Here is a 16,464-nt window from a genome sequence, read left to right as displayed (position 1 = left end):
CATGGATCTGCTGCCCCTTCCTCGCAGACCCTCACGCAAAAGACCGCCAGAAGGAAACCTCTTCACTTCTTCATCAAACAGACACGAAAGCTGATGGCCTCATTCACAGGGAAGGGCTTTAATCTTCAGTGAAGAAATGAGTCCTATCTATCGTTCCGTCTCATCCCGACCATTCAGGATACCATCAAAGACGGAAGCGCATGATCATCTCATCCGGGCAGACCGTTGGCTATATTCCCCAGTCCCAGCCGGGCTTCAACGGGTTCACCCTCTACATGCCCGACAACCTGCCACCATTTTCCCGCGACAGTTCCTACACCTTCCAGGGGGGAACGCTGATCATCGCTCCCGCCTCATGGCAGGGGCTGATAAGCCCTGCCGCCATGGTCGCTCCCCACACCATCACCCTGAATCCCGGAACAGGCGGTACCCTTCTCGTCGATTATGGCGCACTGAACGGCACGACATTACAGACCAGCCTGGCACTGAACGTCTATCTGACCAGCTCTCCACCCTCCAGCTTCAAGATACAGCTCGCCTTCTCCACACAGGGAGGCAGCAAAGCCGAGGCACAGCAGCGTTACGACGCCACAAGCAACCAGACGACCATCCAGCTCAATGAGGATTACAGCTCCTACAGCAGTGCCCACACGAACATCTTCATTCCCGGGAATCCCTACCAGCTTTCTCTGGACGGACAGTGGAGCAGCATCCCCCTTGCCTCGCAGGCAGCCTCATCATCCCCGGAACTCGTCTGCTATCTTGCAGGAACCCTGATCGACACGCCCGACGGCCCGGTCCCGGTCGAACGGCTGCGCCCGGGCGATGCCATCCATGTCTTCCATGACAGACAGAAGCGTGTGGAATATCTCCGCTGGGTAGGGCGGAAATCCGTGACGGCCACATCCCCCGATGACTGGCCCATACGCATACGACCCCATACCTTTGGTGAGAACTGCCCCTTTCAGGACCTCTATGTCACGGAGGAACACTGCCTGTTCCTGAAAGGAGCCTTCGTTCCCGCCCGCATGCTCGTCAACGACCACACCATAACCCGGGAAGAGCGGACAGCCTACGACATCTACCATATCGAAACGTACGAACACCGCATCATCAGTGCCAACGGTGCCCTGTCCGAAACATATCTGGACACGGGCAACCGCAGCAGCTTCATCACCCCCGATGACACGGCCAGCCTCCAGCCACAGACGGCATCCCCCAGCCAGACAAAAGACTGGGCGCATGATGCGGCCGCCCCCCTGAAGGTGGAACGGGGCTTTGTCGAACCCCTCCATGCCGCCCTGACACGACGGGCCATGAAACTTGGTTTTTCTGCCAGAACCGTCTCCCATCCCACGACGGACAATCCCGCCCTGACCCTGCTCGACTCCCAGGGCACGGAACTCGCCCTCTTCAGGCAGGACGGTCGGCATTACATCTTCCAACTCAGGCAGGGCAGCCCCTTCCTTCTCATCCGGTCCCGCACGACCCGCCCTGACAGAAGCATAGGCCCCTTTGTGGATGACCGTCGCCAGCTGGGCGTCCTTGTGGGCGACATAACGCTGACCTGCCCCGACGGGACCGACCTGCCCCTGACGTCACATCTTACCGCTCCGGCGGAAACCGGCTGGGATGTGGTGGAGGCCACACCATGCCGCTGGACAAACGGTGAGGCCCGCCTTCCTCTCCCGGACATTGCCCCGGGAACAGGCTGCCTGCTGAAACTCGAAATACTGAGTGCCGGCCCTTATGTCCTCTCCGAGGCGGCCCAGCCATAAAAAAGGGATGGCCCCGAAGGACCATCCCCATACAGAGAGCCTGCCCAAGCCGGATGCAGGCCTCTGTCAGGCTCTCCTCACATGCAGAGAGGCCAAGCTCAGATCAGACGCGTGACGAAGTTCACAGCCTGCTGAATCCCCGTGCCAATGAGGGAGATGATGCTGCCGAACGGGTCCTGCAGGAAGTTGGTGATGGCACGGACCGGAGCAGCGATGGACTGCAGCAGGCTGCCAGCCGGGTTGGCAGCAGCAGCGGCGTAACCGTTGGGCACGTAGCCGTTCACGGCATAGCCGTTGGGAGCGTAGTTGGCAGCCGGGATCGTGTTGGTGTTGGCAGCCGGAGCCAGAGCGCTCTGGCCATTACCATTGCTGGAACCACCGAACAGACCACCGAGCAGGTTGCCCAGCAGACCAAAACCACCAGAAACGCTGTCCAGCTCACGGTCGTTAAGAGCTCTCATCTTAAGTCTCCACACACTTTTCATTAAGAGGTCGGAAGTTTCACTCAGAACTTCCATGAACAAAAAGTCATAATCAAAGTGATCAGTCAACAGAAAATACTGTAATTAAAGAAATTAATTTTACATTAGTATTTAATATACCATTTATTATGTAATAAATTCTCATACTCACGTTCATTGTTTGATCATAACTTTAATTAATTTTCCTATTATATTTGACATATTTTCAACATGATCGAAAATGATATCTCAAAACACATGTAAGCTCCTGTACAGCCCCAGAACAGTCTGACAGTGCAGACAACCCCCTCTTCTTCGGAAAGCCCGCCAGCTCCAGAAGAAAGATTGTCGACACGGGCCACCCGGCCTCATGAATACAGCCGCCACTCATCCCTCATGGGCAAAGGTGACCCCACGGGACCAGCCTGATCCTGTCTCCGGTACCATCTGTCTGAAGTCCCAGAACACCGATTTTTCACGGCGATAGCACGGTTCCGAATCCCGTACGGGATGCCACGGCAGCCTCCACACGGATACATCAGGGCTTTCCCCGAATAAAATCCGACCTCCTCAGATGAAGCCCTGTCGCCTCATCCAGCTTTCCGCCAGAGCAGGCCACTGCCCCGTCGGCCCATTCCTGTCCCCCATGCCGAAACCATGCCCACCAACCGGAAAATGGTGCTCCTCACAGGGACGATGCTGCCGCTGATAGGCCTGCACCAGCAGGGCCGCCTGCTCTGGCGACACTATGGGATCATCTACGGCATGGGCCAGAAACAGGGATGGCGCATCAGCCCGGACATGAGGCGGCAGAGACCAGCGGAAAGCCCGCTCCTCCAGATGATCATGTCCAAGGCATATCCGGCTGGTACGGCTTCCGGTGAAAGGAGGGGCCACACTGACGACCGGATAAAGCAGCATCAGCAGGGCAGGCGGGACCATAACCCCCTGCAAAGCCGTCAGCCCCAGCAGGTGCCCTCCCGCAGAAAATCCCAGAAAAGCCACCCGCTGCGCATCAATGTTCCTGCCAATCTTGCCGGACCGTAACAGATGCAGCACCTGCTGGGCATCTGCCATCGGGGCCTCCATTCCTTCAGTCCACCCTTCTTCCGGCAGACGGTAGAACAGGATGGCCGCCGTAATCCCCAGTGACACCAGCCAGCGGGCCGCAGGCAGGGCCTCATGTCCTATGGCCAGATGCCCATACCCACCCCCAGCGGCGATGATGACCGTCGCCCCATTCGGGCGGACTGGCCTGATGACATGAAGACCGGGACAACGGATGCCGGACACACGCCCACCATGCGCCACATGGACCTGCTCCACGGAGGCGGAACCACCCTGCTCCCAGAGCGGATGAAAATCGGACACGTCTCCCAGAAGTCCCCGCACGTCAGGCCGCCTTCCAGCATGGCACCGCTCCACGGCCCCGGCCAGGGCTGCTGCCGGAAGGAACGAACAACATTTCAGAAACGCCCGACGTCTCCCCGGCATGTCAGACAACCTCCCCTATGACAGACACGGAACACACTGCCCGCAGCCACCTGATACGGACATGAAATATTTATGACATCTCCGTAAAATACGGGCCGGGACATCAGAAATACGGCGGAATCCTGCCACTCCTTCCCACCCGTCCCACGGCTCCCGCTGCGGTTCCCGCCCATGACAAATTCGGATAGAGTGCGTCCTCAATAAGGGGGACAGAAGCATGGTGCGCCAGAGGCAGCATATTGTGCAACGCTATGAGGATGAGCTGCTCCATTTACGGTCCCTCATGGAGCAGATGGGAGGGCTGGTGGAGCACCAGCTGTCTCTCATACTCGCCGGCATTACCGGCAATGATGCCCGTACCGCCCTTCAGGCAGCGCATCAGGACGACACGGTCGACGCCCTGGAACATGAGGTCGAGACTCTGGCCATCCGTCTGCTGGCCCTGCGGGGCCCGATGGCGGCGGACCTCCGCGAGATCGTGGCCTGCATCCCCATGGCCGGAGCACTGGAGCGCATGGGCGACTATGCCAGCTCCATTGCCCGCCGCCTCAGCGAGATGGAACAGCCCATCCCCCATGCAGCCCGCCTCGCCCTGGGAGAGATGGGGCGACTTGTGCTGGACCATCTCCGCCGTGTCATGGATGCCCTGGAACGCAAGGACGCCAGTGCCGCCCGGGCAATCTGGGAAGCCGACCAGCTGGTGGACCAGTACTGCGAAACCATGACCGCCGATTCACTGGAGCAGATGACCCTCCACCCCCACACGATCCGCCTTCACATCGCCCTGCTCTTCGTGATCAGGAATCTGGAGAGGATCGGTGACCACACCACGAACATGGCCGAACGTGTGGTCTTCATGGTCACGGGGGCCATGCTGCCTCCCAGCCGCCCCCACGGCCATGCCGGACAGGAGCCTCGCCGACCATGACCCCCCCGCCACAGGCCGCCACCAGAGGCCACGTTCTCGTCGTGGAGGATGAACCCGCCCTGCGCCTCCTGCTGGAACGCAGCCTGCACCAGCGGGGCTATCAGGTCAGTGTCGCCCCAGATGGAAAGAAGGCCCTGTCCTTCCTCGAAACGACCCGCCCTGACGTGGCCCTGCTGGACTGGATGATGCCCGGTCTGTCCGGGCTGGAACTCTGCCGCACCATCCGGCAGAAACCCGGCCTCAGGGACCTGCCCGTCCTGTTTCTCACGGCCCGGACGGAGGAGCAGGATGTCATAGCCGGGCTGGACAACGGGGCTGACGGTTACCTGACGAAACCGTGCAGTGCGGACAGGCTGGACGCCCGCCTGCGTGCCCTGCTCCGCCGCACCCGCCCCGTACAGGACATCATCACGTTCGGCCCCCTCACGCTGGAGCCGGAAAACCATCAGATCACACGGTCCGGCCGCCCCGTCATGCTCGGCCCCACGGAATACCGCCTGCTGGAGCTGTTCATGCACAATCCCCGCAGGGTCTTCTCCCGGGAAGACCTGCTGGAACGTCTCTGGGGACCGAACGTGCATGTGGAAATACGCACCATAGACGTGCATATCCGCCGTCTCCGCAAGGCCCTCAACGGTGCGGGCGAGACAGACCTCATACGGACCGTGCGGGCAGCCGGATATGCCTTGGATGACGGCCACGCCAGCCCGGCGGCTGGCTGACCGCCAGTGCACCCGTCATCACTTCTTCTGGACCTCGTGGCCGCCTCGTCTGCCATTCTCGCCCTTGCGGGCTGGGGCATGGTGTGGCGTCTCTCCCGTCACACGGGGCCGGTCCAATCTTCCACCACCACGGAAACACGCCCGGATGACATCACCCGGCTGGCTGACACCATTCCCGGCATGGCCCTCATCCTCGGCCCGATGGGACAGGTCCTGGCCTGCAATGCCGAGGCACAGGCCCGTTACGGGGACAGTCTGAACGCCCTGCTGCGTCATCCCAACACGCGTGATGCCCTGAACACGGCCCTGAATGCACCCCCGGCCGCCGGTACGGGTCTGCCTGCAGCCTGTTCGGCCACCATCACGCTGGATGTCCCGATCAGACGGTCCATCCGCCTGTCCATGCGCCGTCTGGCCGGAGCCTCGGGCCGGGACAGTCTCGTCCTGACCCTGCTGAATGACCGCAGCACCATACGGGCCGTGGACCGCATGAGGGCCGACTTCGTCGTCCATGCCAGCCACGAACTCCGCACGCCCCTCGCCTCCCTCAGCGGTTTCATCGACCTGCTCCGGACCGATGACCCTGCCGAATCTTCTTCCCGCACCCTGTATCTGGACATCATGGACCAGCAGGCCACCCGGATGCAGCGGCTCATCGACCGGCTCCTCTACCTCTCCCAGCTGGAGCTGAACACCCATCAACGCCCCCGTGACCGGCTGGATGTGGAAGAGCTGTTCGCCCGCATTCTGGGCGAGGTCACGCCCCGCTTCCGGGATGCCAGCCGCCAGCTGGATGTCCGGCAGGAAGAGGGCCTGACACTGCTGGCCAATGAGGATGAGCTGGTCCAGCTGTTCCTCAACCTCATCGAGAACGCCATCCGCCACGCCACACGGCCCGACCACCCCCTGCATGTCCGCCTTCAGGCCCGGCGAGCGACTCCCGACGATCACCCCGCAGCCGGTACGGCAGGAATTCTGCTCTCCGTCGAGGATGATGGCCCCGGCATCGAGGCCCATCATCTCCCCCGCCTGACCGAACGCTTCTACCGTGTCACGGACAGGCCGGACGGCAGCAGTGGAGCCGATCAGGGAACCGGGCTGGGCCTGGCCATCGCCCGCCAGATTCTGGACAGGCACGGCGGCAGGCTGCACATCGAGAGCACACCGGGCAGGGGAACCGCCTGCCTGATCTGGCTCCCCGCCGCTCTCCCGCCCCCGGCCGGGATGCAGGGAAATTGATCCACCCCCTTGCGGAAGGCGGAGGCACACACCCATAGTTGACAGGCGGACAGGCACGTCCTGCCCCTCCTATGAAGAACGGGAACGCTCACATGCCCTTCATCACCACAAGCGATCATGTAAAACTGCATTACGGGGACCACGGCCAGGGGCGGCCTCTGGTCATGATTCATGGCTGGACGTTCTCCGGCCGCTTCTTCCACCGCAGCATCGAGACATTCGCCAGACAGTACCGTGTCATCACGCTGGACCTGCGGGGGCACGGTGAATCGGACAAACCCGATCACGGCTACCGCATCGCCCGTCTGGCCGCAGACCTCCGGGCCCTCCTCGAGACGCTGGACCTGAGAGATGTCACCGTCCTGGGCTGGTCCATCGGTTCACCCATCATCTGGTCCTATCTGGAACTGTTCGGCCAGGAACGGCTCCGCAGTGCCATCTTCGTGCAGCAGACACCAAAGCAGTTCTTCGCCCCGGACTGGAAGCTGGGCCATGCCACCTGCTACGACGAGGCCGGGCTGACCTTCCTCCAGCAGCAACTGGCCTTCAACCGCACCGCCTTCGACCGGCAGAATCTGGAGGACTGTCTCAGCACCAGCCTGCCGGACGATGAAAAGACCATGCTGCTGGGCGAAATGGCCCGATGCCCCAGCCATGCCGCCTCCCTCATGATGGCCGACCATACGACGCAGGACTGGCGGGACGTGCTGCCCCACCTCACCCTGCCCTCCCTCATGATGGTTGCGGGCCGGGACAAGGTGCTGCCCGCTGCCGGTCCCCGCTGGGTTGCCGAGCACATGCCGCACTGCCGTGCCGTGGAGTTTGAGGACAGCTCCCACATGATCTTCCTCGATGAAACGGAGAAATTCAACCAGACGGTCCTCACCTTCATGGAAGAAGGAGCCACGGCATGAGCCGCTTCCCCTTTGCCTTTGGCATGAATGAGTTCACCACCCAGCCCTGGTCCTTCGAGGAAGACCTGAAGCACTATGCCGCCCTGGGGGTGGAGACCATCGAACTCTGCGAAAGCAAGCTGGACCCTCACCGACTGGACGAGCAGATGGCCCTGCTGAAAGACAGCGGCCTGAAGATCAGCTCCTTCCAGCCTGCCGTCAGGACCTTCGGGGCCAGCAAGATGATGCCCTATCCGCAGGAGCCGGAACGCCGCCTTGCCCGGCTGGAGGACAGCATGCGCCGCCATGCCCCCCATGCGCAGGGCGTTCCCTTCGTCGTCAATACCGGTGCGCCGGAGAATGGCGACATCATGAGCTGCATCAGGCGCACGGTCGAGGCCCTGCGGCACCTCTGCCCGCTGGCACAGGAGCTGGGCATCACCCTGTCCCTGGAACCACTGAACCCGACATCCATCAATTACGAGACCGCCATCTGGACGATCGACCAGGCTCTGGACGTCATCAGGGCCGTGGACCATCCTGCCCTGGGTCTCTGCCTAGATTACTGGAACATATGGCAGCAGCCGGATGTCTGTGAGGCAATCCACCGGGCCGGGCCATTCATCAACGTCGTGCAGATAAGCGACTGGCGCACCCCCCGTTCCGCCGCCGACAGGCGCATCCCCGGCAAGGGCTGCATCCCCCTCCATGAGCTTCTCCATGCCACATGGGATGCCGGGTTCCGGGGTGCCTGTGCCGTGGAAATCTTCTCCTCCGACGTGCCGGACAGCCTCTATGAGGGGGACCTCTCCACCCTTATCACGCAGTCCCGGGACATGCTGGAACGACTCTGGGAAGGGCCGGTCACCGGCTGACGCTCCCTCCAAAGGCCATGAAGGACTCCTCTCATGGCCTTCTTCACGAAAGGGACAGGCCCGGCATTATCCTGCATAGCAGGGTCTCTTATTTGTTTCATAATCAGAATAATTTATTTTTTAAGCCTTATGGCCGGGGAGATTTTATCCCATAAAGGTAGGGAGATTCACGCAACAAGGGCCCTGTTTCCATGCTCAGCCTCTTTGACCTGTTCAAGATAGGGATTGGCCCTTCATCCTCCCACACGGTCGGCCCCATGCGGGCCGCACAGCGTTTTGCCGACGTGCTGGCGGACCTGCCTGATGGCCCCCTTGAGAAAAACCCGTCCCGCATCGTCATCACCCTCTATGGTTCACTGGCCCTGACGGCCGAGGGGCACGGCACGATCAAGGCGGTCCTCCTCGGGCTTGCCGGAGAGACACCGGAACATGTCGATCCCGAGACCGCCAGAAAACTGGTCCAGCATATTGAAAGCACCCACCTGCTGAACCTCAACGGGACGAGCTTCTCCTTCGACCATCAGAACGACATCTGCCTGGACACGGCCACGATCCCCCCCATCCACCCCAACACCATGCAGTTCGAGGCCTTCGGGCGGGATGGAACCCTCATCACACGCCAGCGTTTCTGCTCCGTGGGCGGCGGCTTCATCACGCCGGAGGAACAGGCCCGGACGATGTCCTATTCCCTGCCCGATGTTCCTTTCCCCTTCCGCAGCGGAGAAGAACTTCTGGCCCATACGAAACGGCAGAACACGGACATCGCCTCCATCATGATGGCCAACGAGACGGCTACACGCCCCCTCTGGGACGTGGAGCGGGGCATGGACCGCATTGCCGACACGATGCTGGCCTGCATCGAGGCCGGACTGCGCAATACGGACACCCTCCCCGGCCCTCTGAAGGTGCAGAGACGGGCCGCCAAGCTCCATGCCCGCCTTCAGGCCAAGACCAATGCCGCCCCGTCCCCTCACGGGGTGATGAACTGGATCAGCCTCTTCGCCATCGCCGTGAATGAAGAAAATGCCGCAGGCGGGCGGGTCGTGACCGCCCCGACGAACGGAGCCGCAGGCGTCATTCCTGCCGTCATGCGCTATTACCGGGATTTCTGCCCCGAATACACGAAGGACGGCCTGCGCACCTTTCTGCTGACGGCTGCCGCCATTGGCGGGCTGTTCAAGCTCAATGCGTCCATTTCCGGGGCCGAGGTGGGATGCCAGGGAGAGGTGGGCGTGGCGTCCTCCATGGCCGCTGCCGGGCTGACCGCCGCACTGGGCGGCACGCCGGAACAGTGCGAACATGCCGCAGAAATCGCCATGGAGCACCATCTTGGCATGACCTGCGACCCCGTCGCCGGTCTCGTGCAGATTCCCTGCATCGAACGGAACGCCTTCGGGGCGGTCAAGGCCATCAACGCCTCATCCCTGGCGATGAGCGATGACAGCGGGGCGCATTACGTCTCGCTGGACCATGTCATCAAGACGATGGCCGAAACCGGACGGGACATGAACCACCGTTACAAGGAAACCGCCCTGGGCGGACTCGCCGTCAACGTCCCCGCCTGCTGATGGGGACAGGCTTGCCTGCCATCACGTGACGGTCCATACGACATTGTGAGTCCGTTTCCACATCACGCTGCGATAGTCTCGCTCCATGACCTTTCCTCATCTGCCCGCCCTGCTGCTTGCCCTGCCCATGCTGGCCATGATGCCCGGCTCCGCCCGGGCGGAGCCGGGAGACCCCCTGCCAACCTCGGAGCGTCCCCCTGCACCGGAGCTGCTCGTCCCCACCCTGCCCTGCCAGAAACTGGCCGGAGCACCCCTCACCTACGCCTCGACAGGCAGTGACGACTCGCTGCATGTCCGGGTGAAATGTTCGATGGAAAAGGGGCAGGACGGGCTGTGGCGGGCACAGTCCTGCACATATGATTCCAGATGGAATGGCCTCTACATGCCACGCCCTCACAGGGCCCGCCCCTACAGGGAAGCCGTGGAACAGTACATGACCCATGCCTGCTTCACGGACGGGCAGCTCACGCCCTATTTCTCCGATGAGCAGACGGACCAGCCGGATGCCGTCTCCCGTGAGGATGCCTGGTCGGCCCGGCTCATCACACCGTGGCGGGAGACCCAGCTGGCCCACGGCATCAGCCCGGCGCAGGATGGAACGGTCGGCAACGTCTTCCTGCACAACCGGACCGCCCATGTGACGCTCAGCTTCACCCACCAGCCTCCCGTCACGGCGGAAGAGACTGATCTGGACAGGGCCGCCCACTCCAGCCGCCGCTTCCAGCCCGCACCCAGCCTCATCAATCTGGATGCCGTCTCCGCCCCCTGAGGCGGGTCAGTCCACGGCCCGGAAGGTCAGGTTATAACGGCAGTCCAGCCCTTCCACCGGCGGAGCCGGCCTGACGGGCAGGACTCCATGAAAGCGGCACCGGCTGGACCCACCCCATACCACCACATCCCCATGATGCAGCGGCACCCTGAGACAGCTGTCACGCCGGTCCATCCCGCCCCACAGGAACAGGGCTGACAGGCCCAGCGACACCGAAACGACCGGTGCCTCCATGTTGCGCTCGTCACGATCCTGATGAAGCCCCATGCCAGCCCCCGGCATGTAACGATTGATCAGCCCGCACTGGGGCACGAACCTTCCATGCCCGGCGGCCTGCGCCGCCCGCCCCGCCAGTGCGACGAAGGCGTCAGGCAGTTCAGGCCAGGGACGGCCCGTCAGCGGGTCGATCCGCACGTAACGGTAACCGTGCCTGTCGCTTACCCAGCCATAGGGGCCGCAGGCCGTCATGCCAGCAGCCATCACGCCGCCGCCCGCCGTTCCATACTGACGGAACGGAGCCTGCCGCACCACGTCCTCCACGGCACGCAGAAGCGTCTGGGCCTCGGCCTTGGCAAAGCCGCCCAGAAGGACGGCACCGGACGCCAGCACCAGCCGTTCCCGGGTCTCCGGGAAGAGATCATCCATCAGATGTCAGCCATCCACCTGCTGCCGATGGAAAAAACGTATCTGTCTCGTGACGATGCCCAGCTCCTCCAGTGCCCGGGAGAACTCGGCAAAATGTGGAGCCGCCTCATGGGCCTGGAAGGCGGCCCGGTCCCTGTAGACCTCATGCAGCACCACGAGGGTGGGAGTCTCCTCACCACACTGGATGGTGAATTCCAGACAGCCCGGCTCATCCGCTTTCGAGCGGAGGGCATCCTGATGGCAGGCCTCGAGAAAAGCCTCCACCGTTTCTTCTCTGGCTTCAAACTCCGCCAGCACGACAAGTGGACCAGACATGGGACGGTCTCCTTCCATGACGGACTCCGGCGGCAACATGCCGCCGCTCCCCGTCCTGGGAGGATGGCCTCTGGGGAAGGTGGATGCAACCGGGCCGCAATGCCTCCCTGTCGGGAGAGGGCTGTGCCTGCCGCACTTGCCAGACTCCGGCGGCCACGGTTTCATGGAGCCTGTCTCCCCCCTTCACGAAGAGAGGACCCCCGCCCGATGACCCACCAGCCCGAAACCGCCGCCACCATCTTTCTGGACGGAACCGGCGTCCCCTACGAGACACGCCGGTATGACTATGCCCCCCGGAAGGGTCATATCGGTGAGCAGGCCGCCAGTGCCATCGGTGCGGCACCTTCCGCCGTCTTCAAGACGCTGGCCGTCAAGATCGACCGGAAACGGGCCGCCTTTGCCGTCATTCCGGTGGACAGGCGTGTCAACTTCAGGGCACTGGCCGTCGCCCTCGGCGGCAGAAACGCCAAGATGATGCAGCCGGACGAAGCCCACGAACGCACCGGTTTCGTCTCCGGTGGGACGACGCCCTTCGGCTCCCGCGAGGTGCTGCCGACCGTGATCGACCTCAGTGCGCAGGACCACGACGCCATGTGGATCAACGCCGGAGAGCGGGGGCTGCTGGCCCGCCTCACCCCGCAGGACGTGCGGGACGTGACAGGGGGCATCTTTGCCAGCATTGCCGAATGACGGTGCCGCCATACCGGAACATGGCCGTTTCGTGACGTTAATTTCACTAACATTTTACCTTCCCGCCCCCTATATCCTGTCGCCACGGTACCACCACATTGGGGAAACGGACCGTGCCTGATGATGCAGGAACAAGGGAGAACAAGATGATCCATGTCCCCACGATGCTGAAACGGATGACCTTCGGTGCGAGCCTAGCCGTTCTGGCCTGCGGGCTAGCCGCAGCTCCGGCGGAAGCGCATCACCATCACAGTTTTGGCCACAGCTTCGCCCGGGGGCTGGGTTATGGCGTCGGGACCGGTGTCGGTTACAACGTGGTCGACCGTGTGTTCAATGGCGCATTCGGTGACGGCGGCTACCGTGGCGGCTATGCGACGCCGTATGTGGTCCAGAGCTATGCGCCGCCGCCGCCCCCTCCAAGCACGAACGTCGTCGTCATCCAGCAGCCTGCGGCTCCTCCGCCTGTTCCGGGTTATCCCTATCCCATCCCCGGCTACACCCATTACCAACCCGGACAGGGCTACGTGGCCCAGACGACCACCTACGTCCAGGGGTATGGTTACGTGCCCGCACAGCCCCAGTCCATCGTGCCCTGACCGGCGTGATGCCGGGGCTGTTCCCCCTGCGGCCCCCTCCCCTCCAGAGGCCGGCCAAACTGAACAGCCAGTAAAAACAGGTTGATTCAGGGCGGGAAATATCTTTATGGAGGCACAGGTTTTTTAATAACACGACAAGAAAGAGTTGATAGTCAGGGATGGTCTTCTGTCGTCTTTTCATCGACCGCCCCGTAGCAACGACGCTGCTGGCTCTCGCCATTTTCCTGTCCGGGCTGATCGCCCTGCCCTTCCTGCCCATCGCCACCATGCCGGACATGACGGCGACCTCCATCATGGTGGTCGCCAACCAGCCCGGGGCGGACCCCCAGCAGATGGCCACCTCCGTCTCCACACCGCTGGAGCGGCGTCTCGCCTCCATCGCTGACATACAGACGCTGGAATCCGTCACCACCAGCGGAAAGACCTCCATCTTTCTGGACTTCTCCTCCTCCCGCAACATTGACGGTGCCCTGCGGGACGTGCAGGCGGCCCTGCGTGCGGCCCGGAGCGACCTGCCGACCGGCACGCTGGATTCCGACCCGCAGGCCTTCAAGCTGGACGGGGACAGGCCGATCTATCTCCTCCATCTGACATCGGACCAGCTGCCCCGGCCCAAGCTGTATGACCTCGCCACCATCCGGGTGCGCCCCGTGCTGGCCCAGGTGCCCGGCGTGGGCCGCATCGAGATATTCGGGGCCTCGAATCCCGCCGTCCGGGTGGAGCTGAACCCCTATCCCCTGTACCGCTGGGGCCTCAACCCCGAGGACATACGCTCGGCCCTGGCCTCGGCCAATGCCTTCACCCCGAAGGGCTTCATCAGCACGGGTGACCAGCGCATCCAGCTCCAGACGAACGACCAGGCCATTGATGCCGCCCATTACAGGGACCTCATCGTGGCCTACCGTAACGGGAAGAACCCCATCTACCTGCGGGACATCGCCACCGTTCGGGACGACGTGCAGGACGTCTATCAGGGCAGCACGCTGAACGGGCAGACGGCCGTCACGATCGCCGTCATTCCGCAGCCTCATGCCAATGCGGTGGAAATCGTCGATGACATCCTGAAACGCCTCCCCCGGCTCCGGCAGGCCCTGCCCGCCAGCACCCAGCTCCGCACCGGGCTGGACCTCTCCATGACCATCCGGGCCTCCCTGGTCGATGCAAAGGAGACGCTCGTCATCTCCATCGCCCTGGTCGTGCTGGTCGTCGCCCTTTTCTTCCGCCATTTCACCAGTACGCTCATCCCGACCATCACCATCCCCGTCGCCCTCTCCGGCACGCTGACGGCCATGGCGTGGTTCAATTTCTCGCTGGACATCCTCTCCCTCATGGCCCTGACGATTGCGGTCGGGTTCGTCATCGACGACGCCATCGTGGTGCTGGAGAACATCGCCCGCCACATGGAAGACGGGATGGACCGCCATCAGGCCAGCATCATCGGCACCTCGGAGATCGCCTTCACCATCGTCTCCATCAGCCTGTCGCTCATCGCCGTTTTCATCCCGCTTCTCTACATTCCCGGCACGCTCGGCTCCGCCCTCCAGGAATTCGCACTGACGATGGCCGCCACGATCATCATTTCGATGATCCTGTCGCTGACCCTGACCCCCATGCTCTGCGCCCATTTCCTGACGATCGAGCCACCCAGCCATGCGCCAGAACAGCCGGCTCATCCCCGGCAGTCCTTCATCAGGAAGCCCCTGCCCTGGCTCTCATACGGGCTGCTGAAAACCGTCAGGAGTCTGGAGAGCGGCCTGTACCGGCTCACCTCCATCTATGAACGGTCGATACACTGGAGCCTGCGCCACCCGCTCCTCATCGGGCTGACCCTGCCGGGCAGCTTCATCCTCATGCTCGGCGGCATCGCCCTCATGCCCAAGACCGCCATACCGGACATGGACCTCGCCATCCTTCAGGGCAGCATCAACGGGGAACCGAGCCTCTCCTTCAAGGCCCTGACCCGCAGGCTCCATCAGGTGGAAAACATCGTCAAGAATGACCCCGCCGTGCAGACGGTCGTCACCTTCAACCGCAACAGCCATACGGGGCGTTTCTTCGTCACGCTGAAGGACAAGAGCGTGAGGGACGCCATTCCTGCCATCCTGGCCCGGCTGCGCAAGGCCATCCCCCAGCAGGCCGGGGCGGAGGCCTTCTTCTGGGCACTGGACAACAACCGCAAGGGCGGCGGCGACAGCAACACGACCGGCAATTACCGCTATGTCCTCCAGAGCGACAACAGCGGCCCCCTCTATGCCACCATGCCGCAGCTGCTGGCGAAACTGCGAAGCAGCGGGAAGTTCCGCAACCTCACCACCGATGCGGAGGAGCTGAGCTTTGCCGCCAATGTCGTCATCAACCGTGACCTTGAAGCCCGCTACAACATCACCCCCCAGCTGGTGCAGAACGCCCTGTTCGACGCCTACGGCCAGAGCATCGTGTCCACCATCCATCTCCCCCTGACGGAACACAGGGTCGTCATGGTGGTGGCGGAACCGTTCCGTGAATATCCCAACATGCTGCACCATCTGTGGCTTTCCACCTCGGCCGGGACGGCCGCCGGGGGCATCGCCTCCAACCTCATCCGTGTCCGCACCAATGCGACGCTCAGCTCACAGGCGTCCATCTCCCGGGATTCCGTCACGAACTCGCTGGCCAACAAGCTGTCCGGCAACAACTCCAACGGGGCGGCCGTGTCCTCCTCGCAGGAGACCATGATCCCGCTGGACAACGTGGCCGACATCGTCAACACCCCCATGCCGCTGCGCATCTCCCACCATAACGGCTATTATGCCACGACCCTTTCCTTCGACCTGACGGAAGGGGCCAGCTATGACGACGCCATCGCCCTGATCAACAATGCGCTGGCCAGCCTCCATGCCTCGGACAGCATTCACGGGGAATTCACGGGGACGACCGGGGAGACGAGCGCACTCATGGTCAATGCGCTGCTGGCCTTCCTGGCCGCCATCGCCGTCATGTACATCACCCTCGGCATCCTGTACGAAAGCCTCATCCATCCGGTCACCATCCTGTCCACCCTGCCATCGGCAGGCATCGGTGGCATTCTGGGCCTCTGGCTCACCGGCGAGAAATTCAGCCTCATCGCCATCATCGGCGTCATCCTGCTGACCGGCCTCGTGAAGAAGAACGCCATTCTGGTGATCGACTTCGCCCTGCACATTCACCACCACCACCCGGACATGACAGCGGAAGAGGCCATCCGCCATGCCTCGGTCACACGTTTCCGTCCCATCCTCATGACGACGCTGGCGGCCGCCCTGGGAGGCATCCCCCTGCTCATGAGCCGGGGCTATGGCTGCGAGCTGCGCCATCCGCTCGGCATCGCCATACTGGGCGGCATGGCCGTCAGTCAGCTGCTGACCTTCTACACCACCCCGGCCGTCTATCTGCTGATGGAAGGACTGAAACGCCGCTGCTTGAACCTTGGTGGGCGGATACGGGCAGCCCTGTAAGCCCGACAGGAAAAAACG

At 62.6% G+C, this 16,464-nt stretch carries 15 protein-coding genes; 11 read left to right on the top strand and 4 right to left on the bottom strand.

The genetic code is table 11. The features are described from left to right. Positions 1-200: 200 nt before the first annotated feature. A complete protein-coding gene (locus CPA56_RS08750; protein WP_182041618.1) occupies positions 201-1,778 on the top strand; it encodes a Hint domain-containing protein in 1,578 nt (525 codons plus the stop codon). A gap of 98 nt (positions 1,779-1,876) precedes the next feature. On the opposite strand, the gene CPA56_RS08745 is transcribed toward CPA56_RS08750, so the two are convergent. Then, positions 1,877-2,239, bottom strand: a complete 363-nt coding sequence (locus CPA56_RS08745) for a hypothetical protein (protein ID WP_182041617.1) — start codon at positions 2,237-2,239, stop codon at positions 1,877-1,879. Positions 2,240-2,809: 570 nt separating this feature from the next. Continuing rightward, positions 2,810-3,733, bottom strand: a complete 924-nt coding sequence (locus CPA56_RS08740) for an alpha/beta hydrolase (RefSeq protein WP_182041616.1) — start codon at positions 3,731-3,733, stop codon at positions 2,810-2,812. Positions 3,734-3,950: 217 nt separating this feature from the next. Between CPA56_RS08740 and phoU the strand changes: the two genes are divergently transcribed. The 7 genes from phoU (at position 3,951) to CPA56_RS08705 (ending at position 10,727) form a co-directional block, all read left to right on the top strand. Continuing rightward, positions 3,951-4,661: a phosphate signaling complex protein PhoU gene (gene phoU / locus CPA56_RS08735; protein WP_195805144.1), complete on the top strand. Its 711-nt coding sequence runs from the start codon at positions 3,951-3,953 to the stop codon at positions 4,659-4,661. Then, on the top strand, positions 4,658-5,383 hold the full coding sequence (locus tag CPA56_RS08730) for a response regulator (protein ID WP_182041615.1): 726 nt from the start codon (positions 4,658-4,660) through the stop codon (positions 5,381-5,383). The genes phoU and CPA56_RS08730 overlap by 4 nt, the downstream gene beginning before the upstream one ends. Positions 5,384-5,389: 6 nt before the next feature. Further along, positions 5,390-6,622 carry an ATP-binding protein gene (locus CPA56_RS08725; protein ID WP_326831322.1) on the top strand — a complete coding sequence of 411 codons (1,233 nt, stop codon included), beginning with the start codon at positions 5,390-5,392 and terminating at the stop codon, positions 6,620-6,622. Between the two features lie 92 nt (positions 6,623-6,714). After that, positions 6,715-7,536, top strand: a complete 822-nt coding sequence (locus tag CPA56_RS08720; RefSeq protein ID WP_182041614.1) for an alpha/beta fold hydrolase — start codon at positions 6,715-6,717, stop codon at positions 7,534-7,536. Continuing rightward, the gene (locus tag CPA56_RS08715) at positions 7,533-8,390 is read left to right on the top strand and encodes a sugar phosphate isomerase/epimerase family protein (protein WP_182041613.1); all 858 of its coding nucleotides are present in this window, start codon (positions 7,533-7,535) and stop codon (positions 8,388-8,390) included. Before CPA56_RS08720 ends, CPA56_RS08715 begins: the two co-directional genes overlap by 4 nt. 191 nt (positions 8,391-8,581) lie before the next feature. Further along, positions 8,582-9,958, top strand: coding sequence for an L-serine ammonia-lyase (locus tag CPA56_RS08710; protein WP_182041612.1), 1,377 nt, complete (start codon positions 8,582-8,584; stop codon positions 9,956-9,958). A gap of 85 nt (positions 9,959-10,043) precedes the next feature. Next, positions 10,044-10,727, top strand: a complete 684-nt coding sequence (locus CPA56_RS08705; RefSeq protein WP_182041611.1) for a hypothetical protein — start codon at positions 10,044-10,046, stop codon at positions 10,725-10,727. A 6-nt stretch (positions 10,728-10,733) separates the two neighbouring features. Here CPA56_RS08705 and alkB read toward each other — a convergent pair whose 3' ends face one another. Further along, positions 10,734-11,372 (bottom strand): DNA oxidative demethylase AlkB, encoded by a 639-nt coding sequence (alkB, locus tag CPA56_RS08700; protein WP_182041610.1) that lies wholly within the window; start codon positions 11,370-11,372, stop codon positions 10,734-10,736. A 6-nt stretch (positions 11,373-11,378) separates the two neighbouring features. After that, positions 11,379-11,687 (bottom strand): putative quinol monooxygenase, encoded by a 309-nt coding sequence (locus CPA56_RS08695; RefSeq protein ID WP_182041609.1) that lies wholly within the window; start codon positions 11,685-11,687, stop codon positions 11,379-11,381. 207 nt (positions 11,688-11,894) lie between these two features. On the opposite strand from CPA56_RS08695, the gene CPA56_RS08690 reads away from it, so the two are divergent. The 3 genes from CPA56_RS08690 to CPA56_RS08680 all read left to right on the top strand — a co-directional run bounded on the left by CPA56_RS08690 (position 11,895) and on the right by CPA56_RS08680 (position 16,446). Continuing rightward, positions 11,895-12,377: an aminoacyl-tRNA deacylase gene (locus tag CPA56_RS08690; protein ID WP_182041608.1), complete on the top strand. Its 483-nt coding sequence runs from the start codon at positions 11,895-11,897 to the stop codon at positions 12,375-12,377. A gap of 113 nt (positions 12,378-12,490) precedes the next feature. Beyond that, entirely contained in the window at positions 12,491-12,973 is a 483-nt protein-coding gene (locus CPA56_RS08685; RefSeq protein WP_182041607.1) for a hypothetical protein, read from the top strand. Positions 12,974-13,131: 158 nt separating this feature from the next. After that, entirely contained in the window at positions 13,132-16,446 is a 3,315-nt protein-coding gene (locus CPA56_RS08680; protein WP_182041606.1) for an efflux RND transporter permease subunit, read from the top strand. Positions 16,447-16,464: the final 18 nt, after the last annotated feature.

Source organism: Bombella mellum, assembly GCF_014048465.1.
GTDB classification, from domain to species: Bacteria; Pseudomonadota; Alphaproteobacteria; order Acetobacterales; family Acetobacteraceae; genus Bombella; species Bombella mellum.
This window is presented reverse-complemented; position numbering and strand designations above follow the sequence as displayed.